We start from the raw sequence: 23,644 nt of genomic DNA, 5'->3' as shown, positions 1-23,644 counted from the left end.
TCGCGCGGTGCGAATATCCCTATCGGCCTGGCTTCTCTGGTGCGCGGGAGGGGCTTAATGCAATTTACGTGCCCCCGGGGTGTAGAGCAATCCGTTATTTCCCTGCGTTTGCGTCCTTGGCGAGCAGCGCGTTTGCCTTGATGACGTACTCATTCGTATAAGTCTTATCGAGGTCGATGGGCTTGGTCACCTTGCCGGCCAGCTTCTCGACCGCCAGCACAGTATCCGGCCCGTTTTTCGGCATCATGCCGTCGGGCAGGAATTGACCTTTGTCTTGTGCCAGCGCATCGATGTATTCCTGCTTCGTCGATAACTGATTGCTCACGAAGTCGGGCGGAAGATGATCGGCGATATCGGCGGCGCTATGTGTGTTGATCCAGTGCATCGTCGCGACCATCGCGTTGACGACGGCTTGCGTCTCCGTCGGATGCGCCTTCACCCATTCCCCGCGTGCGAGTACGGTGGCCGTCGGCCAATAGCCGCCGAGCCACTTGTTGACACCGGGGCCCGTCGCAAGGTCGATCGCGGAATAGCCGAGCTTCATCTTCTCGACGGCGTTGACGGTCGGCTGCGTGGTCATCCCACAGGCGATGCGATTGTGCTTGAGCGCGCCGATCAGCGTCGGACCCGCGCCCACGCCCACTCGTGTGAAGTCCTTCGACGTGAGGTGATAGCGGGCCGCCAGATACAGCGTCAGGTCATCGGTGCCCGAACCGACGTCAGTCACGCCGACAGTCTTGCCCTTCCAATCGGCTGGCGTCTTCACGCCCGAACTCGGCGTGCACATCTCGCGCTCGCCCGGCGCACCGCTCAACTGGACGATGCCGATGACGTTCTTGCCGTGCTCCTGGAACTCGAGCGTATGGACGTACCACGCACCGGCCATGTCGACCTGGCCCGAGATCACGGCATCCTCAGCGCCGACGCCGCCGGCTTGCTCGGTGCTCAACTCCATATCGACGCCGTACTTTTTGAAGAAGCCCAGATTCTGGGCCAGTTGATAGGGCAGATAGATTTGCTTGTCGATTCCCCCCACCATCAATGAAACCTTCGGCAGCGGCGCTGCCATGCATGCCGAACTGAATACCCCGGCCGCACAAGCCAGGCCCGCCAGCAATGCCGTTGTGCGTGATTTCTGTTTCATAAAACACATCTCCTTGGTTATTGGAGATCCCGTGACGGGATCTCTTATGAAGTAGTCCTAAACGTTTTCAGTCCAACCGATATTAGACGCCGGCTCGATTGCTGTCGGCGGACGAAGGCGGCTGCCACGAGAGCAGCTTCTTCTCGAGCATGCCCATCATCACTTCGGCGCTGAGTGCAACGACACCGATGATCAGCATCGCGCCGAATACGCCATTGGCGTCGAACGTGTTTTGTGCTGTCGCGATCACGAGCCCAAGGCCGCGCTGAGCACCGAGGAATTCGCCGACGATCGCGCCGATGATCGAGAAGCCGAGCGCTACGTGCAGGCTCGCGATGATCCACGTCATGGCCGAAGGGAAGACCACGTGCCAGGTCACCTGGAGGCGCGACGCGCCGAGGATGCGGACGTTGGCGATCAAGTTGCGATCGACGCTGCGCACGCCTTGGAAGGCATTGAAGAAAACGACGAAGAACACCAGGACGGCCGCCAGCACGACCTTCGACGGCATGCCGAGGCCGAGCCACATGACGAAGACCGAGCCGAGCACGATCCGGGGGAGCGCGTTGACGACCTTGATGTAGGGGCCGACGACGTCAGCGAGATAGGGGATCTCGCCCAAGAGCACGCCGAGGAAAACGCCGCTAGCCACGCCGACGAGAAAGCCGAGCAGCGACTCTTCCAGCGTCACCCAGATCTGCAGCCAGATCGAACCGTAGGCCGTTCCCTTGTGGGCCCAATCCAAGAGCCGCAAGACGATGCCGCTTGGCGAACCGAAGAAGAAAGGATCGACGAGGCCCCAGTCGGTGGAGATCTGCCAGCCGCCTACGATGAGGATGAGTAGCCCGATTCGTCCAAGCAAGACGAGTGTTTTGTGGCGCTGCGCTTTGCGCCGCGCGTTGCCCGCCACATCGGCCGGGTCAGTCTTTGCGGTTTTAAGTTGCGCGCTGGAGTTGACGCTTGTCATGCCGCGCTCCCTTCGAGATTTGAAACGGACGTCGTGCGCGAATAGGCTTGCTCCACTTCCTCGCGCAGGGACTCCCAGATTTGTTGATAGAGATCGAGGAAACGCGGGTGGAAGCGGATTTCCTGCACTTCTCCGCGGGGCCGCGGCAGATCGATGTCGAACACGGCCTTAACCGTGGCGGGGCCAGCGGTCATCACGACGACGCGGTCGGCCAGTGCGATCGCTTCCTCCAGGTCGTGCGTGACGAATATCACGGAAGGGCGCGTGCGCTCCCACAGACGGAGCAGCTCGTTCGACATGATGGCGCGCGTTTGCACGTCGAGCGCAGAGAACGGTTCGTCCATCAGCAGCATCGACGGCTTATTGATGAGCGCGGCCGCGAGGCTCACGCGCTTGCGCATGCCGCCCGACAACTGATAGGGGAAATAGTCTTCGAAGCCCGCGAGGCCAACGGTGCGGAGCCATTCGCGCGCTTGCTGCGTCGCCTCCTTCTTCGGCACGCCGCGAAAGATCGGGCCGAGCGCGACGTTCTTGAGAATGGATTTCCATGGTAGAAGCGCATCGCTTTGGAATACGAAGCCGGCGCCGCTCGTGATTCCGTCCACGATCTCGTCCGACACGCGCACGACGCCGGCGCTCGGGCGATAAAGCCCCGCTGCGAGGGTGAGCGTCGTTGACTTTCCGCATCCTGTCGGTCCGACTACCGCGCAGAACATACCAGGTTCAATGACGAGATCGACGTCGCGCAGTACGGTCTTCTCGGAGCCGTCGCGCGTGGGAAAGCGCTTCGTCACCCCGGAGAACTGAACGCCTCCTCGCCTCGTTGAAGTTTCTGACATAACAAACCTTATTTCGTGGGCCCATCGGCTACCGATGGGCGGATTGCATTGAACTTGCGCCGCCCGGATTTTTCCGTTTCGCGCTCCTATCCGGTCGCTCTTTCAGCCGTCCGTTCTTACGTTGGATACGGGAATGGGAAAAAGCGGCGACTGCTCTTCGTGGCATTGCAGTAATCGATGAGAGGTGGCTCCTTTGAAGGGCGGCATGCGGGACCGGGTCTTGCACATGCCGCTGAACGCTGAGGTCGTTGGTCTTTAGAAGTGCCAGATACCGCCGGCTTCGAGGCGCCAGGCCGATTGGTTGCCCAGGCCCGTGCTCGCTTGGAACGTCTTTTGCCCCCACATTGCTTCGAGACCGACGTCGACGGTGGGAACAGGGCGGTAGATGAAGTTCACGTGGACCGTTTTCGTGGTGACGGCGTTGTTCGGATCGGCCGGCACGAACGCGGCGAGGCGCTGGTGGTTGTATCCGAGGCCGAGGTTCGAGCGCAGCTTCTTCGTCCACCAGTGTTGGAAGAACAACTCGGCGCCCGCATCCGGCTGGATTTCGATATTGGCTGCGCCCGTGGGATTGGCTGCCGTACCGTTATCGACTGCAAGGACCGATGCGACGTTTGCACCGAAGTCGTCAGGCAGGTAGCGACCGACCGCGCCGTACCAGATCTGGCCGCCGAAGTTGTCCTTGCTGTGCGGCAGATTGAAGGTGACGCCCATCAACGCCGCCGCGCCGAACTTTGTCTTACGCGCGCCGTTTTGATCGGTGAACCCGAGGTCGCGAGCCAAACCCGAGACTTGGAAGTGCCCCCAATCGCCTTCGCGCTCGTACTTCACGGAAAGATCGGGGAGCGGATTCGTCTTGGTGTTCGCTTCGATGTTGTCTCGCGTGTCTTGATAGCCCGTTTGCGGGTTTTCAAGTGCGAACGACAACGCGCCTCCCTTTCCGAGCGGCATCGTGTATCGGATCTGCGGCGTGCGTGCCGCGGGCAAACCGGCTGGCCCGGCGTTGTCGAACGACTCGAGCGAATCGGGATCGTCGATGAAGTTTGAGTTGGCCATACCGACGAGGAACGGCCCGATCGTGCCGTACGCCGTGACGATCCGTGCACCCCAACTGTTGTTTTGGAGCGCTTGGTTGTTGTCGCCGCCCGAGACGAAGCCGTAGAAATCGAGGCCGAAGTTCGTCGTGATGTTGCCGTACGGGCTTGGCGTGCTGCTACCGACTACCAGGCGCGACACCTTGTCTTGGAAGTGGAACGTACGTGCCGATTGTGCGCGAGCGTTGCTACCCTTGGGATCCAAGTTGCCGATTGCGAATTTCGGTCCGAGGTTTTCGGTCGGATCGTAAATGCCTTGGAAGTTGATGAAGCCGCCGATGCTGAGCGACGTATCGGTGCCTGGCACGATGAATGAATGCGGCATCGTTCCGCGCCGCACGTACTCGGCCGAAGTGCTCAATTTCTCGGCTTTCATCGGCGTGAGTTCGACGCCCGGCGCTTGCGCCACGGCCACTGGCTGAGCCAACTGCTTCGCTTGCTGCGCCTGCGTGGCGGCTTGCTGCGTCTGCGCAGCCTTCAATTGGTCGAGCTGCACCGAGAGATTGTGGATCTCGGCTTGAAGCGTACTCAGTTGGCTCGCATGCGCGGCGGGCGCGGCCGCCAGGCCGGCTATCGCGCAGTAAAGTATCTGCCCCGGTAACGACGTCTGTTTCTTCTCACGCCGCTGTTTGATCGGATTCGTCCACCTTTCCATCGAATGTCTCCAGCATCTGATTGTTGTCTCGGTTGCCGCTCGTCGAGTTCTTCGAGCAGTGACCGGATGGTATGGAGGGCAAGCTGTCTACCGGCTGTCAGAAAAGCGCCTTTTACGTCCGTACTTACCCCATTGCGTCCGTGGCGATTGGGCGACGCCGACGCGTTGTTACAAACCTGGCGCGCGCTGACAGCTTTCTTTGAAACGGGCTGAATACAATGCGCTAATTCGTTGCACGCCAGGTGGAGACCCATGAGCGTTTTTCTAAGAACAATTAAATTCAAGATTTCCGTTTCCTTCTTCGCGTGCATCGCATTGATGGTTGTGATCGGACTATCGGGGCTTGCCGGCGCGCAGAAGATCGCACGCAATAGTCAGGCATCCTATTCATCGGTGACGATGCCGATCGTGCAGATTTCCGAGGTGAGATCGCTGCAGTTGAAGGTGCGCGTCGCGCTTCGACGCATGCAAGCACTGCGGACGGATTCGGGGGTGAGAGAGAGCGTGCCCGAGCTCGAGTCGGATCTTCAGAAGCTTGACAGTGTGTGGGCCGACTATGCCCGTGTAAGCTTTAGCGATACGAAGGAGCGCATGATCGCCGAAACGGTGTCGCGCGAGTTGCCTGCATTCAAGTCCAGTGTCGACGACATCGTCGTCATGCTGAAAGCCGACAACTTCGACGCGGCCGATAGTGCGATCGCCGCGGTCGAGCAGCGTTCGGACGCACTCGGCGCCGCTCTCGAGGAAGATGCAGGCGTGAATGCCGAAAAGGCGAAGCGATTCATGAGAGACAGCGCTTCGACGTATAAAAGCGTGCTCTGGACGTGCCTGGCCTGTATTGCTGCGGGTGTGCTGATGGGCTTCGGCGTATCGATCTTCTTGACACGCGCTATTACCGCGCCGCTAAGCCAAGCGGTCGGCATCGCGCGCCGGATCGCCGAGGGCAAGCTCGACAATCGCGTGTCAGTGTTCAATCAAGACGAATTCGGCGCACTGCTCGATGCGCTGAAAACGATGGATGCGCAGCTTAGTGCAACAGTGCGCGAGATTAAGACAGCGTCCGAAGCTGTGAGCACGGCGGCCGACGAGATCGCCAACGGCAACGCGGATCTTTCCGCGCGCACGGAGACCCAAGCGGCCTCGTTGGAAGAAACCGCCTCGAGCATGACTCAGTTGACGGAAACGGTGAGGGGTAACGCGGACAATGCGCGTGAAGCGAATGCGCTGGCGGTGAACGCGACGACGATGGCCGACGAAGGAAATGAACTCATGCAAAACATGGTTGGCACGATTGCGCGGATCAGCGAGAGTTCATCGAAGATTTCGGAGATCACGAGCGTGATCGAGGGAATCGCGTTTCAGACGAACATTCTTGCGCTGAACGCCGCGGTGGAAGCGGCCCGCGCCGGCGAGCAAGGGCGGGGCTTCGCGGTGGTGGCCGGCGAAGTGCGCAGCCTCGCACAACGATCGGCCGCGGCTGCCAAGGAGATCAAGGAGCTTATCGGTACTTCCGTCGAGATGATCGAAAGCGGGTCGCAGCAAGCGGCGAACGTTGGTGTAACGATGGGCCAAGTGAAGGACGCGATCAAGCGCGTGGCGGAAACGATGGGCGATATCGCAGTCGCCTCGACCGAGCAAAGCCGTGGCATCGAGCAAGTGGGCGAGGCCGTCGTGCAGATGGATGGGGTGACGCAGCAGAACGCGGCGTTGGTCGGGCAGGCCGCGGCCGCAGCTCAGTCGTTGAAAGAGCAGGCCGCGAATCTGCGCAGGACGGTGGCCTCGTTTGCTGTGGGAGAGACGCTTCCTTAAACGAACGGATCCACGCTCCCGTTCCCTCCGGCGGCTCATCCCTCACATCATTCGGCAGCGTCTTCTCGCGCTCGAGCGCGGCGACGATGTCATCGTCGGCGTGCTTTGAGCGCGCGCCGCCTTCCCCCGCTTCGTTGAAGAAACGACGGTTCTAGCGATGCGCGCGTGTCGTCAAGGCGACTGATCGTTGTCATCGGTCAATCGCCGTCAAGATCTGAAAAAACAAATAGCCACGAAAAAGCAAACGTTTGCTTTTTCGTGGCTATTTGGTGTCTCGACGAATTAATCATTCGTGTCGCGATTTCAATCAACGCGGATAACAATCTTTAGCCTTTTATGGCTAAGAATTTTTGTATTGTCTCTCGCTATGTGAGTCACCACGGTCTTCGTTCACTCAATCGAGTTTCTTCTGACATTCGAGACGCGGCACCCCGCGCTCGCATCTATTACATCGTTCCATCGGCCCCGACCAATCGATAAGACATATGCGGAAAAAATTTGATCCTCAACCCACAACGCATGGCTATACGAGCGCGTTCGCCGCTCACAATCGCTCGGCCGGCCAGAGATTGAAGCTATACCCAAAGGCGACGACGCTCGCTGTCCTTGGCTACATCTCACTGCTCCCCGCGCTGGCGCATGCCAACTGCACGACGTCGGGTTCGGTCACGACCTGCGACACCAGTTCGCCGTCGCCATGGCCGACGCAAATCGGTGCCGGGCCGAGCACGGCATCGGGCGCCCAGGTCACGATCGGTTCCAACGCGCAGATCATCGTTGGCGACAGCAGCGCGATCGCGCTATCGGACAACAGCAACATCGTCGTGCAATCCGGCGCGCTCGTGCAAAACGCTGCGACGAGCACCAGCGGCACCTACGGCACGGGCGGCAATACGATCGATTTCCGCAACAACTCCACGCTCACCGTGCAGCAGGGTGCAACGGTGCTGGCCTCCGGCACGCAAGGCAGCGCCGAAGCGGTCAACCCGGAAGGCACCGGCAACCAAATCGTCAACAATGGCACCATCCAAGGCCTGCATTCCGCCGCCATCTGGTTTCAAAACACCTCCGGCACGAATACCGTCATCAACAATGCCACCGGTGTAATCCAGGCGCCGGGCAATGTCATGGGGGCGTCGGGCAACGGCGCCGTGGTGTTCTCCAATCTCGGCAAAGTGGTAGGCAACCTGGTTTTTGCAGGCGGCAACGACACGCTCAACCTGTACACGGGGTCCAGCGTCTCAGGCTCCATCAACGGCGGGGGCGGCAACGATCTGCTCACGCTCAATGGCACCGGCTCGGCAACGCTGCCCACGACGGTCACCAACTTCGACACGCTTCAAAAGAAAGACAGCGGCATATGGACGATCACAAATTCGATCGGCAGCATGGGCGTGACGTCCACCGAAGTCCAACAGGGGACGCTCGTGCTGTCCGGCAACAATGCGACCTACTCGGGGACGATGCTCGTCGACCAAGCCGGCACACTGCAGGCGAGCGCACAGAGCCTACCATTGGCCGTGACCGACAACGGCCTCGTGCAATTCGAGCAGAGCACGGACGGGACGTACACGGGCCTCATCACCGGTTCGGGCGCGGTCGAGAAAGACGGCGCCGGCACGCTGACGCTGGCGCCGTCGGCATCGAGCGGCAATACCTACACGGGCGGGACCCTGCTCAAGCAGGGCGTGTTGTCGGTGTCGGCGGACAATGCGCTAGGCGGCGCGGCGGGCGGCGTGACGTTCGACGGCGGCACGCTGCAACTGGGCGCTAGTCTGGACCTGGCGAGTACGCGCGCCATCTCCGTGACGTCCAATGGCGGCACGATCGATACGCAAGGTTTTCAAACGACGATCAACCAGGGCATCGACGGCGCGGGGATCCTGGCGAAGACCGGTTCGGGAACGCTGACGGTCAACGGCGCGGTGACCGGCACGGTCGCAGCCGAGGTCCAGCAGGGCACGCTGGTGCTCGGCGGCAGCGGCGCTCAGTTCGCGGGCGGCGTGACCGTCGATCAGGCGGCCGTGCTGCAAGCAAGCGCGCAGAGCTTGCCCTCGGCCGTGACCGACAACGGTCTCGTGCAATTCGAGCAGAACACGAACGGGACGTACGCGGGCCTAATCAGCGGCTCAGGCGTAGTCGAGAAGGACGGCGCGGGCACGCTGACGTTGAACGGCGCCAATGTGTATTCCGGCGGTTCGACCGTGGCGGCCGGTGCGCTAATCGTCGGCGATGCGTCGCACAGCACCGCCACGATCGCCGGGGCGACGTCGGTTGCCGCGGGCGCGACGCTGGGCGGCTATGGCGCTGTGAACGGCGACACAGTGAACAACGGAACGATCGCCGTCGCCAATGCGTGGAACGCGTTCGCGACGAATGCAAGCGGTAGCTTCGCGATCAACGGCAAGCTGACCAATGCGGGGCTCGTGCAATTGGGCGGCGGCAACGGTCAGGTCGGCAACACCCTGCAGGTGCACGACTATGTCGGCCAGAATGCGACCATTGCACTGAACACCGTGCTCGCAGGAGACAACTCGGCTTCGGACAAGCTCATCGTCAATGGCGGCGCCGCAACGGGCACCACCACGCTCAAAGTGACCAACGTGGGTGGAGGCGGCGCGCCGACCGTAGCGAACGGTATCGAGGTCGTGAACGCGGCCGGAGGCGCGACGACCGATCCGAACGCGTTCACGTTGGCGGGCGGCGTGATCAAAGCCGGCGCATACGAGTACTACTTGGCCAAAGGCGGCGTAACGCCGGGCACTTCGGAGGATTGGTATCTGCGCAATACGGTGGCGGCTGCGACCGATCCGTCGTCCGCAGGCGGCAGCCATGCGTCGGCCGGGGCAACTGCCGTGGGAACGCCTGCATTGCCGGCCGCAGGTAGCCAAGCCATCACGCTGTACCGGCCAGAAGTAGCGCTCTACGCGCAGATGCCCAACGTCATGCGTCAACTCGACTGGATGCAGATCGACGAATTCCATTTGCGACAGGGCGATCAAATGCTGCTCGGCGAAACTGGCCGCCTGCCCGCCTCGTGGGGCCGGGTATGGGGCGCGAAATCCGTTCTCTCGGAAGCGGGCGATGTAAGCCCGCAATTCGATGGCACGCTCGGCGGTGTGCAGATCGGTCAGGACATCTACGCCGATGGGACGCCTAGCGGTCATCGCAACCACTACGGGTTCTACTTCGGCATGGCCCGCGCCACGGGCGAGGTCAGCGGAACGGCCGTCGGGATGCCGAACAGCGACGTCGGGCATCTCTCCGTCAATGCGTACAGCCTTGCGGGCTACTGGACGCATATCGGCCCGAGCGGCTGGTACACGGATGCGGTGGTCTCCGGAACCGCCCTCTCCGCGGACGCCCATTCGCGCGACAACGTTCAGGCCAGTACACATGGGACCGCCGTCACAGCCTCGATCGAAGCCGGGATGCCGATCGCGATCGGTCATGGTCTGACGATGGAGCCGCAGCTGCAATTAAGCTATGAGCATCTGTCGATCAACGACTTCACCGACGCGGCATCCAAAGTGCAGTTCGGTGACGGCAACACGGTGCTTGGCCGCATGGGCGTGCGATTTGCCGGTATGTGGGACGCAATGGGCGCAACGTGGCAACCGTATTTCGGATTGAACGTCCTGCACGCATTTGCCAACGGCGACCAGCAAACGTACGACGGCGTCACGTCGATCGGCACGCCGGTCAACCAAACGACGGCGCGTGTCGACGTGGGCACCGTCACGAAGTTCTCGAAGCACGGGAGCGTGTATGCGGCCGTCAGTTGGGGCACCAACTTGGACGGTGAACACGTCCGGACCATCGGCGGCAACGCCGGCGTGCGCTGGTCTTGGTAACTCGATCGTCTTGAGCGCCGCTTCGCTCGCGCAGCCGTTTCCACTGCGGACGGCCCGATGCGAGGCGGTGCGCTGCACTTGGCGAAGCCGCGCGGCAAGCGCGGCGTAATATTCGCGCCCCCAAAGCCACTTCACCTCTTCAGTGGAAGGCGGCTTACCGTTGCGTCCCTATTTCTATCGCCCTTTTGGCGTATCCGCGTCCGCGAGAACGCAAAGCGGGAATTCGTCGCAATTTCCCGCGTCTCGAATCTCTCGTCTAATACTTCGTAATACGATTACGCCCCACGTATGCGCGGCCTCCGGAACCGAACTTCAGGTCCATGGGTCTGTGCATGATCGAAGCAGTTTCGTGGAACTGCGGCTAAGATCCATAGTGATAAGCCCTAACGAAATTTCACCGGCGCCGTATTTCGATTTCCGCAACAAGCTTTTGCGAGGGCCGTTCGCCGCGCGACGCGGATTGAGAGGTGCGGTTTTGGGAGCGTAACGCCATGACCATCGACTCGAAACATGTGATGCCTTGGCGCATCGAGGATATCGATCTCTCCCGGATCGATCGTCAACGCGCCGCGGCCAATGAAGACTTGCTGCTGCTGCTGTGCGCGGCCTCGTTCATCGAAAGTGGCACCGATCTGTATACGAGCAATCTCACGGCGTATTTCGACGGCGATCCGGAAGTATCCGCCTGGCTCAATCGGGAATGGGAGCCTGAGGAGCTGCAGCACGGGCGCGCGCTGAAAGCCTATATCGCCCACGTGTGGCCCGAATTCGATTGGGACACCGCATTTCGCAATTTCTTCGACGAATACTCGAAAACCTGTTCACTCGAAGAGTTCGAAAAAACCCGTGCACTAGAAATGGTGGCGCGTTGCGTCGTCGAAACGGGCACGGCCACGTTGTATCGGGCCATCAACGAATGTTCCGACGAACCCGTGCTCAAGGAGATCACCGATCACATCCGCAGCGACGAAGTGCGCCACTACAAACACTTTTTCAAGTACTTCAAAAAATACAACTTGATCGAAGGCAATGGCCGCCTGGCCGTGCTCGGGGCGTTGCTGCGCCGTGTGATCGAAATCAAGAGCGAGGATTCCGAGATCGCGTTGCGGCACGTGTTCGCGATTCGCTATCCGGAGCGGGTTCACGATTCCGCGTACAACCGTGAGCGCGCATCGCGCATCAGTTCGCTCGTGCGGCGCAATCTGTCGGCCGATATGTGCGTGAAAATGCTGCTCAAGCCGCTCGACATTCCCGCACGCATCCAACCGGGTGTGCACTATCCGCTCGCGAAAGTTGCTCAGCATGTCTTCTTCCGCTGAGCCGGCGGCGGCACGCGCGCTCGAGCAGTGCGCGTTCGACGCGTGGCCGCCTTCTCTCTTGGCGCTGTTCGATGGGACGGCGCTCGCTTCGAAGGTGGGTTTCAGCGCGTCGCTCATCACGTGCGACGCACAAGGGCGTTTGCGTACGTCGCTGCTCGGCCTGGGCGAGCTCTATGCGCCCGATGCGCGACATCTCGCGTTCGCGCTGTGGCCGAGTTCGCGCGCGGTCGGTGCGCTGATGTTTGCAGACGAAGCTGTGGCGGCTCAGCGGACGGAGTCGCACGGCCAGCGTATGGCGACGACGCAGGGCGACCGTCGACGCGCGCAAGCGGCGCTCACCTTCGTGCATGAAGGCGCGTTCTATCAGGTGCAGTTGTCTGTTGAAACGATGTCTGCGCGCGAAGCCGGTGAGGGCGGTGGAAGTGGTGGAAGCGGTGGAAGTGGTGGAAGCGGCGCACCCGGAATGGCTGCCCGTGGGCTGGCGCAATTCATCGCAACGATCGATGCAGGTGAAATCCAGCAAGTGGGATACGCCCGCCTAACCAGCGGGATCGCATTTGAACTGACTGGCGCAGCAACCGATCGCTCGGCCGTACTCAACCGTTGGGGAAAGCAAATCGAGCAGCTGCGGCAAGCTGCTCATACGCATCTTGCGGCGGGAGCGACCACCGGCAGTTAAACACCGCGCGGGCCCGGTTTCGCCGCACGGTCGTGCCAAAGTCACGGCCGCGCCCCCATTTTGCATCCAGCGCGCCGCGCGCGGGCTGATTGGCCACGCCCGGCTATCAGCCGCCGCGGTGGGCGTTGCGCGCGCCACCGCTACGCGGCTTGCCGCCCAGCAGGGCGCCCGGATCGTTTGCTTGGCGACGACGGTCGCTCGGAGCGGCTCCCGTGCCTGCACGCGGCGGCTCGGCCGCGGTGCGCGCTTTCCCTTGAGGCTGGCTGCGCCCCGCCGCATGGTCGGCCTGTTGTCCGCTTTGCGCCTGCGGCTTGCGTTTGTTGGCGTCAGGCTTGCCTTGCTGGGACGTCGCTCGGCCTTGCGGCTGAGCCGGCTTCGCCCCTGCCTGCTGCTTGCTTGGTTGCTGCGGCCGGCTTTGCTTTTGAGGCTGCGCCGACTTCGGCTGCGATGCGTCCTTCGATTTCGGCGCGCGGCTGCCTTTCTCCGAATCGGCGCCGCCGCGCCCTTCGCGCCGCGCTTCGCCCGCACGCGATGCCGCTTGGCCACCTTGCGAGCGCCCCGTGTGCTTGGCTGCCTCGCCGCGCGGCGGCCGCCCCGCATTGCCCTGGCCGCGTCGCAACTGAATTGGCTCGGGTTTCGCGTTCGGATCGGGCTCGAAGCCGGGAATCACTTCCTGTTCGATCGTGGTCTTGATCAGCTTTTCGATGTCCTTGAGCAATTGCCGCTCGTCGACGCAGACAAGCGAAATCGCTTCACCCGTCGCGCCCGCACGACCCGTCCGGCCGATGCGATGGACGTAGTCCTCGGGCACGTTCGGCAAGTCGAAGTTGACGACGTGGGGCAACTGGTCGATGTCGATGCCGCGCGCCGCGATATCGGTCGCGCACAGCACCTGCAGCGTGCCGTCCTTGAACTCGGCAAGTGCGCGCGTACGCGCCGATTGGCTCTTGTTGCCGTGGATCGCCAGCGCGGTGATGCCATCCTTGGTCAACTGCTCGGCCAGGCGATTGGCACCGTGCTTCGTGCGCGTGAAGACCAGCACCTGGAACCACCCGTGCTGCCGAATCAGATGCGTGAGCAATTCGCGCTTGCGATCGCGGTCGACAGGATGGATCTTCTGCGCGACGAGTTCGGTCGTCGTGTTGCGGCGGGCGACTTCGATCAGCGCCGGTTCGTCGAGCAAGCTGTCGGCGAGCGCTTTGATTTCGTCGGCGAACGTGGCCGAGAACAGCAGGTTCTGCCGCTTCGCGGGCAAGCGCGCGAGCACGCGCTTGATGTCGTGGATGAAGCCCATGTCGAGCATGCGGTCAGCTTCGTCGAGCACGAGGATTTCCAGCTCGGAGACGTCGATCGTTTTTTGCTGCATGTGGTCGAGCAAACGGCCCGGCGTCGCCACGACGATATCGACCCCGCGCTTGAGCGCCTCGATTTGCGGATTGATGCCGACGCCGCCGAACAGCACGGCGGACTTGAGCTTCACGTACTTGCCGTAGGCGCGCACGCTTTCTTCGACCTGGGCCGCAAGCTCGCGCGTGGGCGTGAGGATCAGCGCACGCACCATGCGCTTCGCACCCGCGCGGGCATGCGGCTGCGCCTCGCTCAAGCGCTGCAGGATCGGCAACGTGAAACCGGCCGTCTTGCCCGTGCCGGTTTGGGCGCCTGCCAGCAAGTCGCCGCCGCTCAGTACGGCCGGGATGGCCTGTTGTTGAATCGGGGTCGGCTTCGTATAGCCGAGTTCATGGACGGCTCGGACCAGCGGTTCGGACAAGCCAAGGGAATCGAATGACATAGAGAATTCTTCGCAATGCGGTGAGGCGGCCGACGTCCGTGTCGGACTTCGTGCGCGCTCGGCGCTCTTGGCGCCGGCCGGCCGCTTGGGTCCGGACTCGGCCGTTTCACCGGCTCCGGAAAAGATAAAGGCGCGGCCGCGGTTGCCCGCGTAGCCGCGCCCAAGGGTGCATTATGCGCTTAGTCGAGCGGCGCCGAGCGCAGATCGCTCACTTGCTGCGGCGACACCGGCGTGCCGTGGTTGCCCCACGACATCCGGATGTACGTAACGACGGCGGCAACTTCCTGGTTCGACAGCGATTGCGCGAACGGCGGCATGCCGTACGGATGCGGGTTGCCCACCGTGCTCGGCGGGTAACCGCCGTTCAACACCATGCGGATCGGATTGACCGCGGACGGCATCTGAATCGACTGGTTGTTGGCGAGCGGCGGGTAGGCCGGCGGCTTGCCCAGACCGTTTTCCGCATGGCACTTCGCGCAGTTGTCGGCGTAGATCTTCTTGCCTTGCTGCAGCAGCGCGTCGCCGTACTTCTCCGACGTTTCGTACTGCATCGTCTCGGGCGCTTCGCTCTTTTGCGGGATCGTCTTCAGATACGTAGCCATGGCGCGCACGTCCTCGTCGGACATGTACTGCAGGCTGTTGTGGACGACTTCCGCCATCGGACCGAACACGGCGCCGCGCTCGGACACGCCGTTCTTGAGCAGATCGCCGATGTCCTTGATGTCCCAATCGCCGAGGCCCGCTTCCTTGTTCGACGTTAGCGACGGGGCATACCAGTTTTGCAGCGGGATCAAGCCGCCCGCGAACGCGGCCGAATTGACGGGGCCGCCCATCATGTTGATGGACGTATGGCACATCGTGCAGTGGCCCAGACCTTCGATCAGGTATGCCCCGCGGTTCCATTCGACCGACTTGGTCGGATCGTCCTTGTAGGTGCCTTCGCGGAAGAACAACGTGCGCCAGCCGATCAGCAGGTTACGGTTGTTGAACGGGAAGCGCAGTTCGTGCGGACGGCTGGGCACGGCCACGGGCGGCACCGAGCGCAAGTAAGCGTAGATCGCGTCGGAATCGGCGCGCGTGACCTTCGTGTAGCTCGCGAACGGGAAAGCCGGATAGAGCAGGCTGCCGTCCTTCGAGCGGCCCGTGTGGAGCGCGCGGTAGAAGTCGTCCGACGACCACTTGCCGATGCCGTATTGGTCGTCCGGCGTGATGTTCGGCGTGTAGAGCGTGCCGAACGGCGTGGCCATCGGCAGGCCGCCGGCGAACTGCTGACCGCCGCGCACCGTGTGGCAGGCGATACAGTCGCCCGCGCGGGCAAGGTATTCGCCGCGCTTGATGAGCGCGGCTTGGTCGGCCGGAGTGGCGGCTTGCGCCGAGCCGTTGTGCAGGTTGTCGGAGCCCGTCCAGAGCACGGGCACGAGCGCGGCCGCGGCAACGACGAGGGCCGACAGAGCGAACAGGGACTTGCGTTTCATAGGTGTGTCTCTCCTCGCGCTTACTGTGGTTCGCTACCGCAAGCAAGCGGAGTCTTCATCGAGCGGGCCGGAGCCGGGACCGGGTTGGACGGGGCGGGTTGCGTCGACAGCCAAGCCGCGACTGCCGTCACGTCTTCGTCCGTCAGGCGCGAAGCGATTTCGTGCATGCAATCGGGCGCGATCGCGTGGCGCGTGCCCGAGCGCCAGGCGCCCAGCTGGGCGCTGATGTAATCGCTATGCAAGCCGACGAGGCCCGGAATGGCGGGCTCCATGCCCGTCAGCCCCTTGCCGTGGCAGGCTGCGCAGGCCGGGATGTTCTTCGCCGTATCGCCATGGAGCACGATCTGCTTGCCGCGCGCGAGGACGTCGTTCGACACCGTCGGCTTGGCCGGGGCGGGGTACGGCGGGCGCTGCTGCGAGAAGTAGGTCGCGATTTGATGCAGGTAGTCGTCCGAGAGGTACGTCACGAGGTAGTTCATCGGCGGGTACTTGCGCCGGCCCGCGCGGAAGTTCTCGAGCTGGTTGTACAGGTAATCGGCAGGCTTGCCCGCGAGGCGCGGGAAGTAGTCGTTATCGGTGCCCTGACCATGCGTGCCGTGGCAAGCGGTGCAGCCTTGCACGCGCGCTTCCATCGTATCGGGGGCCTTGGGCTGAGTCTGCGCTTGCGCAGTGCTGAAGACGCCGGCACCGCCAATCAACAGAAGGGCGAGTAGCGGGCGGAAAATGCGTCTAGAAGACACGCGTAACTCCATCGTTATTCGGGGACCTACCGGGCTACGGTCGGCTCGGTATGGCTCTGTGGCTTGGGATTGAAAGTTCGATGCGCGATGTTGCAGCGGTCGCGGCAAGGGATTCGCCGGGCAAACGCACGGGCAGCCCAGGCGCTGCGACGCAGCATTCTATCATCGATGGCATAGGCGAGCTATTTGCCGAAAGCGCCGCCCATCGGGCGAGACGCGACATAGCGACAATATGCCGCGCGTAATCGAGTCGCGGCGCGGCTCTGCAGGCAGGCGCCCTCATTGGCATCACTGTCTCCTTTTTGCACATCGGGCATAGAAGAAGGGCCGACATCGGCCGGATCGGGCCCGTTTTGCGCCGAAAAGGACCATGAGACGGCCGTTTCTCGATGCGGCGCAGTAGCAGCATGCACCGTGCCCCGACCGCGAGCGCCGATGGTCGCGCGCCGCGGCCTTCGCACGTACACTCTCGCCTGCGGCGCACGGCGGCCTGCCTTCAGCGAGCTTGCGCCCGTGCCGCTCCATCCCAAGCCTTTCGAATTGCTTCCAATGACTCTTTCTTTCGCGCCACCCCTCGCTCGATGAACGCAACCGGACTCTCGATCGGACAGGTCGCGCTCGCCGCGCTCATGGATATCGCCTTGGCGTTCGCCATCGGCTCCGCCCTGCTGGAACGATGGCTCTCGTTCGAGGGCCAGTTGGCTCGCGCCGCCTGGCAGCGCGCCCGCTCGTCGCTGGTGGCCGCGACGTTCGCGCTCGTGCTCTCGGATCTGCTTTGGCTGCTCTATCAATCGGCATCGATGAGCGGTGTCGGGCTAGGCATGGCGCTCGGGGCGGTGCCTACCGTGATCGGCCACACGCAAGTGGGCCATGGTTGGGCCATCGCGTTCGCGGGCGCCCTGCTGGCGTGGGTTTGCGCGCTCGCGGGCCGTGGCGGCCGCGCGGGGCTGGCTGTGTTCTGGTTGGCGATCGTCGTGATCGCCGTGGGCAAGGCGTCGATCGGCCATGCCGTGGACGCGGGCTGGTTCTCGATCGCCGTCGCGGTGCAGACCCTGCATGTGTTGGCGACGGGCGTTTGGGGCGGCATCGTGCTCGCGGGCGGCATGCTCGTGCTCCCCGCGCTCGATACCTCGACCACGCGCGGCGTGCTCATTCGGGTGGCCGTGCAGGTTTCCCAATGGGCGGCGGCGGCCTTGGCGGTCGTCGTCCTCACAGGGATCTTCAACGCATACCGAGGCCTCGGCGGTTCGCTCGCGCCCCTTGCGGATAGCACCTGGGGGCACGTGCTGACGCTCAAGGCCGCGCTCGTGCTGTTCGCCGTCCTGCTAGGCGGCCTGAACCGCACGCTGGCGCTGCCCCGCCTGCGCCGGACCGCATCGACCACCGACGCGCACACCTTCAACAACGTGCTGCACCTGGAGGCGCTCGTCATGCTCGGCGTGTTCGTCGTGGCGGCCGTGCTCGCGCGCTGCCCGCCCGGTTACACGGCGATGCATTGACGGCGCGGGCGCGAGGCACTCGCGCGGCGCCCGCGCCTGGGCATCACCATTCGGCGACGCTGCCGTCGGCGTGCCGCCAGACCGGATTGCGCCACCGGTGGCCGGTCTTGGCCATCTCGCGCACCTTGGCTTCGTCGACGTCGACCCCGAGGCCCGGGCCTTGGGGAATCGCGACAAACCCGTCCTGGTACTGGAAGACCTCGGGATTGTGCAGATAGTCGAGCAGATCGTTGCCTTGGTTGTAGTGGATGCCTAGGCTCTGCTCTTGGATGAAAGCGTTGTAGCTGACGGCGTCCAGCTGCAAGCAGGCGGCAAGCGCGATCGGCCCGAGCGGGCAATGCAGCGCGAGCCCCACGTCGTAGGCTTCGGCCATCGACGCGATCTTGCGGCATTCGGAGATGCCGCCCGCGTGCGAGGCGTCGGGCTGAATGATGTCGACATATCCCTCGGATAGGATCGACTTGAAATCCCAGCGCGAATAGAGCCGCTCGCCCAGCGCGATCGGGGTGTTCGTTTGGTTGACGATGTCGCGCAGCGCCTCGACGTTTTCCGACAAGACGGGCTCTTCGATGAACAGCAGCTTGTAGGGATCGAGTTCTTTGGCGAGCACCTTGGCCATCGGCTTGTGGATGCGGCCATGGAAGTCGACGCCGATTCCCACGTGCGGCCCCACCGCTTCGCGCACGGCGGCCACGTTCGCGATCACCAGCTCGACCTTGTCGTAGGTATCGACGATTTGCACTTCCTCGGAGCCGTTCATCTTCAGCGCCTTGAAGCCGCGATCGACGACCGCGCGCGCGTTGTTGGCCACGTCGTGCGGACGATCGCCGCCGATCCACGAGTAGACCTTGATCCGATCGCGCACCGCGCCGCCGAGCAGCGCATGGACCGGCACGCCATGGTGCTTGCCGAGAATGTCCCACAGCGCCTGATCGATGCCGGCGATCGCGCTCATGAGGATCGGGCCGCCGCGGTAAAAACCGGCGCGATACATGACCTGCCAGTGATCTTCGATGTGGCGCGGGTCCTTGCCGACGAGGTAGTCGGCCAATTCATGGACCGCGGCCTCCACCGTGTGCGCGCGCCCTTCGACGACGGGCTCGCCCCAGCCGACGATGCCTTCATCGGTCTCGATTTTGAGAAATAGCCACCGGGGCGGTACGACGAACGTTTCTAGTTTCGTAATCTTCATGAGCGAGATCTCCTCCTCTCGAATCTGGATCGACCAAGACGGCCGTACGGGCGAGGGCGGCCCGATGCGACGGCGCGTCGATGGCCGCATCTTACATCAATTTTTATTGAAGTACTATTAATAGTATTAATGGATTCGTCTCTTTTCCGCGAACGCGGGGCCGCAACCCTTGCGCTTTACGGTGCGGCCGCGATAATCGCCCCAGCGGCCGAGGCGCGGCGAGCGCTGGCACGAAGGACGCATGCCTGTTCGGCGTGCCGTCCGCGTGGGCCGAAACCACAGGGAGAACGATGATTCAACGTGATTTGCATGGGCGCGTCGCTTATATGCTCGCGACCTCCATCTTGCGCGGCGACTATGCGCCCGGGACGCTGTTGCCCCGCGAGGCGGAACTGATGCAATCGTTCGGCGTGAGCCGCACGGTTTTGCGCGAGGCACTGCGGACGCTGACGTCGAAGGGGCTCGTCGAGTCGCGTCCGAAAGTCGGCACGAAAGTGAGACGCCGCAGCGCATGGAACCTGCTCGATGCAGATCTGCTCGAGTGGTATTCGCAGGTCGCGCCGCAGCTCGAGTTCGCGCTCAAATTGCAGGAAGTGCGCGAGATGGTCGAACCGTATGCGGCCGCGTTGGCCGCGCGTTCGCACACGCGCGAATCGATCGACGCGCTCGAGCAAGCTCACGCGGCGATGGTTGCCGCTCGCAACATCGACGAATGGGTGCGCGCGGACCTGCGCTTTCATCTGGGCATTTTGACGGCGTGCAGCAACGAATTGTTGATGCCGCTTGGTTCGCTGATCGAGCGCACGCTCGAATCGCAACTGCGGCTCAATGCGAAGCGCGCCGATGTCTTCAACGCCGCTTTGCAGCAACATACGACCGTCTACGACGCGATTCGCGCGCGCCAGCCCGACGAGGCGCGCGCCGCCATGGCCGACCTGCTAGGCGTCACGCGCAAGCGGATCGAGGCCTAGCCGCATTTGCAATCGCATCGCGCTCGGGCGGTGCGTGGCGCCGCAGTGCGCACGCATCCTTCGGCGAGGTGGAACGCGCGTTGCTGATCTAGAGTTGGGTTTATCGGCAATGCGCCACGTGCGCAAAGGAGGACACCATGCCGCTCAAACGAGGAACATCCCGCGACGATATCTCCAAGAACGTGAAGACCGAGATGAAGCACGGCAAGTCGCAAAAGCAATCCGTTGCGATCGCCCTGAATCAGGCCCGCAAGTCGGGGGCGAAGATCCCGAAGAAGCACGAGAAGTAGCCTCGCCGCGCTACTGCGCGGATCAAAGGGTTTCGTCGGGGCGGCGGCGCCGCGCCGTACTACAATACGCGCGTTTCAGGCCCCCATGCCGCCCGTCGGCGGCGACACCGGCGCGATGCTCGCAGAACAACGTCACCAACATATCCTGTCGCGCCTCGCCAAAGACGGCGCCCTGTCTGTCGCCGAGCTCGTGAGCGAGCTCGGCGTTTCCCGCGAAACCATTCGCCGCGATCTGCGCGTGCTCGCGGAGCGCGGGCTCGTCGTCACGACACACGGTGGCGCGTTGTCGGCCGAGCGGCGCGAGCCCGATCTGGACGCGAGAGAAGCCGAGCATGCGCCGGCCAAGCGCGTCATTGGCCTGCGCGCCGCTCAGTTGGTGCCGGACGGCGCCTCGGTCGTGATCGATTCGGGCAGCACGACGCAAGCGGTCGCGCGCGCGTTGATGAATCATCGCCGGCTGTCGATCTATACGAACGACTGGCGCATCGCGTTGCTGCTCGGCCGCCGCAACGAGAACCGCGTGACCTTGCTCGGGGGTGAGTTGGCCGAAGGCGAGGACGCCGTCTTCGGGCTCGATACGGTCCAGCAGTTGAGCCAATATCACGCCGACTTCGCGTTCGTCGGCGCGGGCGGCGTCTCGGCCGAAGGCGCGTTGACCGACTACACGCGCATGGCTGCCGAAGTGCGCGCACGAATGCTGCGCGCGGCCAGCACTGTCGTGGTGGTCGCCGATCACTCGAAGTTCGGGCGCGTCACCCCTGTGCGCATCGACGGAATCGAATTGGCGCGCTACGTGATCACGGAACGCGCGCCGGCGCGTCCAATCGTGAAAGCCATAGCGGCGCGCGGCCCCAAGCTCGTTACGGTCTGACGCGAAGCGGTCTTATCGAACTCGAATTCCGAGTTGCTCCACGGCTGCTGCGATCGCGCTTACCGCGCGACGCATATCCCCCGCATCGATCGCGCCGATGCAGCCGACGCGAAACGTGTCGACGCGCGTCAATTTTCCCGGGTAGAGAATGAAGCCCGCTGCGCGCACGGCAGCGTAAAAATCGGCGAACCGCCAGTTCTCATCGCGCGGCGCGTGGAAGGTCACGATCACGTCCGATTGCACGGCCGCAGGCAAGAACGGCAAGAAGCCCAACGCGTTCATTCCTTCGATGAGCGTCGCGCGATTGCCCGCGTAGCGCGCGGCGCGTGCAGGCTGCCCGCCTTGCGCAGCAAACGCATCGATCGCACGGCGCAGCGCGGCGACGACATGCGTCGGCGGCGTGAAGCGCCATTGGCCCGTCTTGCGCATGTACACCCACTGATCGTGCAAGTCGAGCGCAAGCGAGGGCGAGCGCTGCGCGCATTGTTCGAGCAGTGTTCGGCGCACGATCGCGAAACCCATGCCGGGCGGCCCTTCCAAACATTTGCCGCTAGCCGATATCAATGCGTCGATGCCCGATCCGCGCAGATCGATCGGCACTGCGCCGAACGAACTCATGGCGTCGACGATGAGCCGCTTGTCGTGACGCGCGCAGACGGCGGCAATCTCGTCGAGCGGGTTCAGCAAACCTGCGCTCGTTTCCAAATGCACTTGTGCGACGTGCGTGATGCCAGGCGCGCTCGCGAAGGCTGCTTCGATCACATCGGCTCGCGCCGGCTCGTCGTCCTCGAGCGGCAGCGTGACGTAGGCGATGCCCATGCGTTCGAGGATGCGAACGATGCGTGCGCAGTAGGCGCCGTTGTTCGGCACGAGCACGCAGCCGTTGCGCGGCACGAGCGTGCCGAGAGCCGCTTCCACCGAGAACGTGCCGCTGCCTTGCATCGGAATGCACACGTATTCGTCTTCGCCGTGGACGATGGAGAGCAGATCCGCGCACACGCTCGAGGTGATGCGATTGAATTCGCCGTCCCAAGAGCCCCAGTCGCGCAGCATGGCTTCGCGCGTGGCAGGGGCGGTCGTGAGCGGCCCAGGGGTGAGCAGGATCGGGAAGGAAGCGGACATCGGCAGGTCTCCAATCGAGGCGTAGGGCCCAAACCGCAAACGAATCATTAGGCGACACGGCGGCCGGTGCGCGCAGTTTATTGGCGAAATGTGTCAAAAAGTTGCATTGAAGCCGGATGTCACGGCGCTGTCACCAAAGCCTGTGAATCTTGCGATGCTCGGCGAGTGCGCCGGGATGTCCAGAAAAACGCTTCGACCGACACCTTTGGAGATCGACATGACACGGAGCCACAGCGCCCGCATCCAGGGCCGCCTAGGCCGCCTGCTCGCAGCGATGGCCGCGGCCGCTTTGTTCGAAACGCTCGCTTTGCCGGCCCACGCCGCCGGCGCAGTCGTGCTGTATACGGCCGACGGCCTCGAAAATCTGTACAGGGACGTGTTGCCCGCCTTCGAGAAGCAAGAGGGCGTGAAGGTCAACATCGTTACGGCGGGCAGCGGTGAAGTGGTCAATCGCGCGACGATCGAAAAGGATTCGCCGAAGGCCGACGTCATCGTCACGCTGCCGCCGTTCATCCAGCAGGCCGATCAAAACGGCGTGCTGCAGGCGTATCCGAGCGTGCAGTACAAGAACGTCCCCGCGATTGCGAAGGCGAGTAACGATGCTTGGGCGACCTTCGTCAACAACTACTTCTCGTTCGCGATCAACCCGGATGTCGTCAAGAACCAGCCGAAGACGTTCGACGATCTGTTGCACCCCGGTTACAGCGGCAAGATCGCGTACTCCAATCCCGCCACGGCCGGCGACGGCATGGCCGTCATCATTCTGACGACCGCGCTCATGGGCGAGGACAAGGCGTTCGACTACCTCAAGAAGCTCGAACAAAGCGCCAAGTTCCATACGAAGGGCACGGGTTACCTCGACGTGCTGCTCTCGCGCAATGAGATCGCGGTGGCCAACGGCGATTTGCAGATGGATTTGGACGACGCAGCCAACGGCGGGTTGACGCTCAAGCCGATCTTCCTCACGGACAAAGCCGGCGGCCAGCCCACGACGTTTCAACTGCCGTACGCGATCGGGCTCGTCAAGAACGGTCCGAACCAAGCCGAAGGCAAAAAGCTGATCGACTATTTGATGTCGGCTCAGGTGCAAGCGAAGGTGCCGGACATCTTCGGCATTCCGGGGCGTACGGACGTCAAGCTCGCGGGCAAGAACGGCGAGGCGGTCAAGCAAGCGATCGCGGGCGTCAAGCTCATTCCCGTCGATTGGACCGCCGTGATGGCAAAGAAAGCCGATTGGACGGCGCGCTGGAAGAGCGATGTGATCGGCAACTCGGGCAAGCAGACGGACGTCGTCAAACCTAAGCAGTAAGCGATCTAACGCCGACGGAGGGCGAG

Annotated in this window: 18 protein-coding genes; 9 read left to right on the top strand and 9 right to left on the bottom strand. The window is 63.0% G+C overall.

Annotated elements, in window-relative coordinates; translation table 11 throughout:
* Positions 1 to 94: 94 nt before the first annotated feature.
* The 4 genes from MMB74_RS03880 to MMB74_RS03865 form a co-directional block, all read right to left on the bottom strand.
* Positions 95 to 1,144, bottom strand: a complete 1,050-nt coding sequence (locus MMB74_RS03880; protein WP_277427286.1) for an ABC transporter substrate-binding protein — start codon at positions 1,142 to 1,144, stop codon at positions 95 to 97.
* An 82-nt stretch (positions 1,145 to 1,226) separates the two neighbouring features.
* Positions 1,227 to 2,111 (bottom strand): ABC transporter permease, encoded by an 885-nt coding sequence (locus MMB74_RS03875; protein WP_277427285.1) that lies wholly within the window; start codon positions 2,109 to 2,111, stop codon positions 1,227 to 1,229.
* Complete coding sequence (locus tag MMB74_RS03870) at positions 2,108 to 2,950, bottom strand: ABC transporter ATP-binding protein (protein ID WP_277427284.1); 843 nt, start codon at positions 2,948 to 2,950, stop codon at positions 2,108 to 2,110. Before MMB74_RS03870 ends, MMB74_RS03875 begins: the two co-directional genes overlap by 4 nt.
* A gap of 255 nt (positions 2,951 to 3,205) precedes the next feature.
* Positions 3,206 to 4,699 (bottom strand): DcaP family trimeric outer membrane transporter, encoded by a 1,494-nt coding sequence (locus MMB74_RS03865; protein WP_277427283.1) that lies wholly within the window; start codon positions 4,697 to 4,699, stop codon positions 3,206 to 3,208.
* Positions 4,700 to 4,951: 252 nt separating this feature from the next.
* On the opposite strand from MMB74_RS03865, the gene MMB74_RS03860 reads away from it, so the two are divergent.
* From MMB74_RS03860 to MMB74_RS03845, 4 genes are all read left to right on the top strand, one after another.
* A complete protein-coding gene (locus MMB74_RS03860) occupies positions 4,952 to 6,508 on the top strand; it encodes a methyl-accepting chemotaxis protein (protein ID WP_277427282.1) in 1,557 nt (518 codons plus the stop codon).
* Positions 6,509 to 7,077: 569 nt separating this feature from the next.
* The gene (locus MMB74_RS03855; protein ID WP_277427281.1) at positions 7,078 to 10,362 is read left to right on the top strand and encodes an autotransporter outer membrane beta-barrel domain-containing protein; all 3,285 of its coding nucleotides are present in this window, start codon (positions 7,078 to 7,080) and stop codon (positions 10,360 to 10,362) included.
* 515 nt (positions 10,363 to 10,877) lie between these two features.
* Entirely contained in the window at positions 10,878 to 11,681 is an 804-nt protein-coding gene (locus MMB74_RS03850) for a ferritin-like domain-containing protein (RefSeq protein WP_277427715.1), read from the top strand.
* Positions 11,665 to 12,360 carry a hypothetical protein gene (locus MMB74_RS03845; RefSeq protein ID WP_277427280.1) on the top strand — a complete coding sequence of 232 codons (696 nt, stop codon included), beginning with the start codon at positions 11,665 to 11,667 and terminating at the stop codon, positions 12,358 to 12,360. Before MMB74_RS03850 ends, MMB74_RS03845 begins: the two co-directional genes overlap by 17 nt.
* A gap of 106 nt (positions 12,361 to 12,466) precedes the next feature.
* Here the strand turns inward: MMB74_RS03845 and MMB74_RS03840 are convergent, their stop codons facing one another.
* The 3 genes from MMB74_RS03840 to MMB74_RS03830 all read right to left on the bottom strand — a co-directional run bounded on the left by MMB74_RS03840 (position 12,467) and on the right by MMB74_RS03830 (position 16,376).
* Positions 12,467 to 14,149: a DEAD/DEAH box helicase gene (locus MMB74_RS03840; protein WP_277427279.1), complete on the bottom strand. Its 1,683-nt coding sequence runs from the start codon at positions 14,147 to 14,149 to the stop codon at positions 12,467 to 12,469.
* Positions 14,150 to 14,328: 179 nt separating this feature from the next.
* Positions 14,329 to 15,624: a cytochrome c gene (locus MMB74_RS03835; protein WP_277427278.1), complete on the bottom strand. Its 1,296-nt coding sequence runs from the start codon at positions 15,622 to 15,624 to the stop codon at positions 14,329 to 14,331.
* A gap of 20 nt (positions 15,625 to 15,644) precedes the next feature.
* Positions 15,645 to 16,376, bottom strand: coding sequence for a c-type cytochrome (locus MMB74_RS03830; RefSeq protein ID WP_277427277.1), 732 nt, complete (start codon positions 16,374 to 16,376; stop codon positions 15,645 to 15,647).
* 569 nt (positions 16,377 to 16,945) lie between these two features.
* Here MMB74_RS03830 and MMB74_RS03825 point away from each other — a divergent pair.
* The gene (locus tag MMB74_RS03825; RefSeq protein WP_277427276.1) at positions 16,946 to 17,863 is read left to right on the top strand and encodes a CopD family protein; all 918 of its coding nucleotides are present in this window, start codon (positions 16,946 to 16,948) and stop codon (positions 17,861 to 17,863) included.
* Between the two features lie 43 nt (positions 17,864 to 17,906).
* On the opposite strand, the gene dgoD is transcribed toward MMB74_RS03825, so the two are convergent.
* Positions 17,907 to 19,055, bottom strand: coding sequence for a galactonate dehydratase (gene dgoD, locus MMB74_RS03820; RefSeq protein WP_277427275.1), 1,149 nt, complete (start codon positions 19,053 to 19,055; stop codon positions 17,907 to 17,909).
* 290 nt (positions 19,056 to 19,345) lie between these two features.
* Here dgoD and MMB74_RS03815 point away from each other — a divergent pair, with 290 nt between their 5' ends.
* From MMB74_RS03815 to MMB74_RS03805, 3 genes are all read left to right on the top strand, one after another.
* Positions 19,346 to 20,026: a FadR/GntR family transcriptional regulator gene (locus MMB74_RS03815; protein ID WP_277427274.1), complete on the top strand. Its 681-nt coding sequence runs from the start codon at positions 19,346 to 19,348 to the stop codon at positions 20,024 to 20,026.
* A 137-nt stretch (positions 20,027 to 20,163) separates the two neighbouring features.
* Entirely contained in the window at positions 20,164 to 20,316 is a 153-nt protein-coding gene (locus tag MMB74_RS03810; RefSeq protein ID WP_277427273.1) for a DUF6496 domain-containing protein, read from the top strand.
* Between the two features lie 115 nt (positions 20,317 to 20,431).
* A complete protein-coding gene (locus tag MMB74_RS03805; RefSeq protein WP_277427714.1) occupies positions 20,432 to 21,187 on the top strand; it encodes a DeoR/GlpR family DNA-binding transcription regulator in 756 nt (251 codons plus the stop codon).
* Between the two features lie 12 nt (positions 21,188 to 21,199).
* Here the strand turns inward: MMB74_RS03805 and MMB74_RS03800 are convergent, their stop codons facing one another.
* Positions 21,200 to 22,309, bottom strand: coding sequence for a 2-aminoethylphosphonate--pyruvate transaminase (locus tag MMB74_RS03800; protein WP_277427272.1), 1,110 nt, complete (start codon positions 22,307 to 22,309; stop codon positions 21,200 to 21,202).
* Positions 22,310 to 22,526: 217 nt separating this feature from the next.
* Here MMB74_RS03800 and phnS point away from each other — a divergent pair, with 217 nt between their 5' ends.
* Complete coding sequence (gene phnS, locus MMB74_RS03795) at positions 22,527 to 23,618, top strand: 2-aminoethylphosphonate ABC transporter substrate-binding protein (RefSeq protein ID WP_277427271.1); 1,092 nt, start codon at positions 22,527 to 22,529, stop codon at positions 23,616 to 23,618.
* Positions 23,619 to 23,644 lie beyond the last annotated feature (26 nt).

Source organism: Trinickia sp. Y13 (assembly GCF_029522115.1).
In the GTDB taxonomy this organism is placed as follows: domain Bacteria; phylum Pseudomonadota; class Gammaproteobacteria; order Burkholderiales; family Burkholderiaceae; genus Trinickia.
Note: the sequence above shows the minus strand (reverse complement) of the source record. Positions and strands in the feature narration are given on the sequence as shown.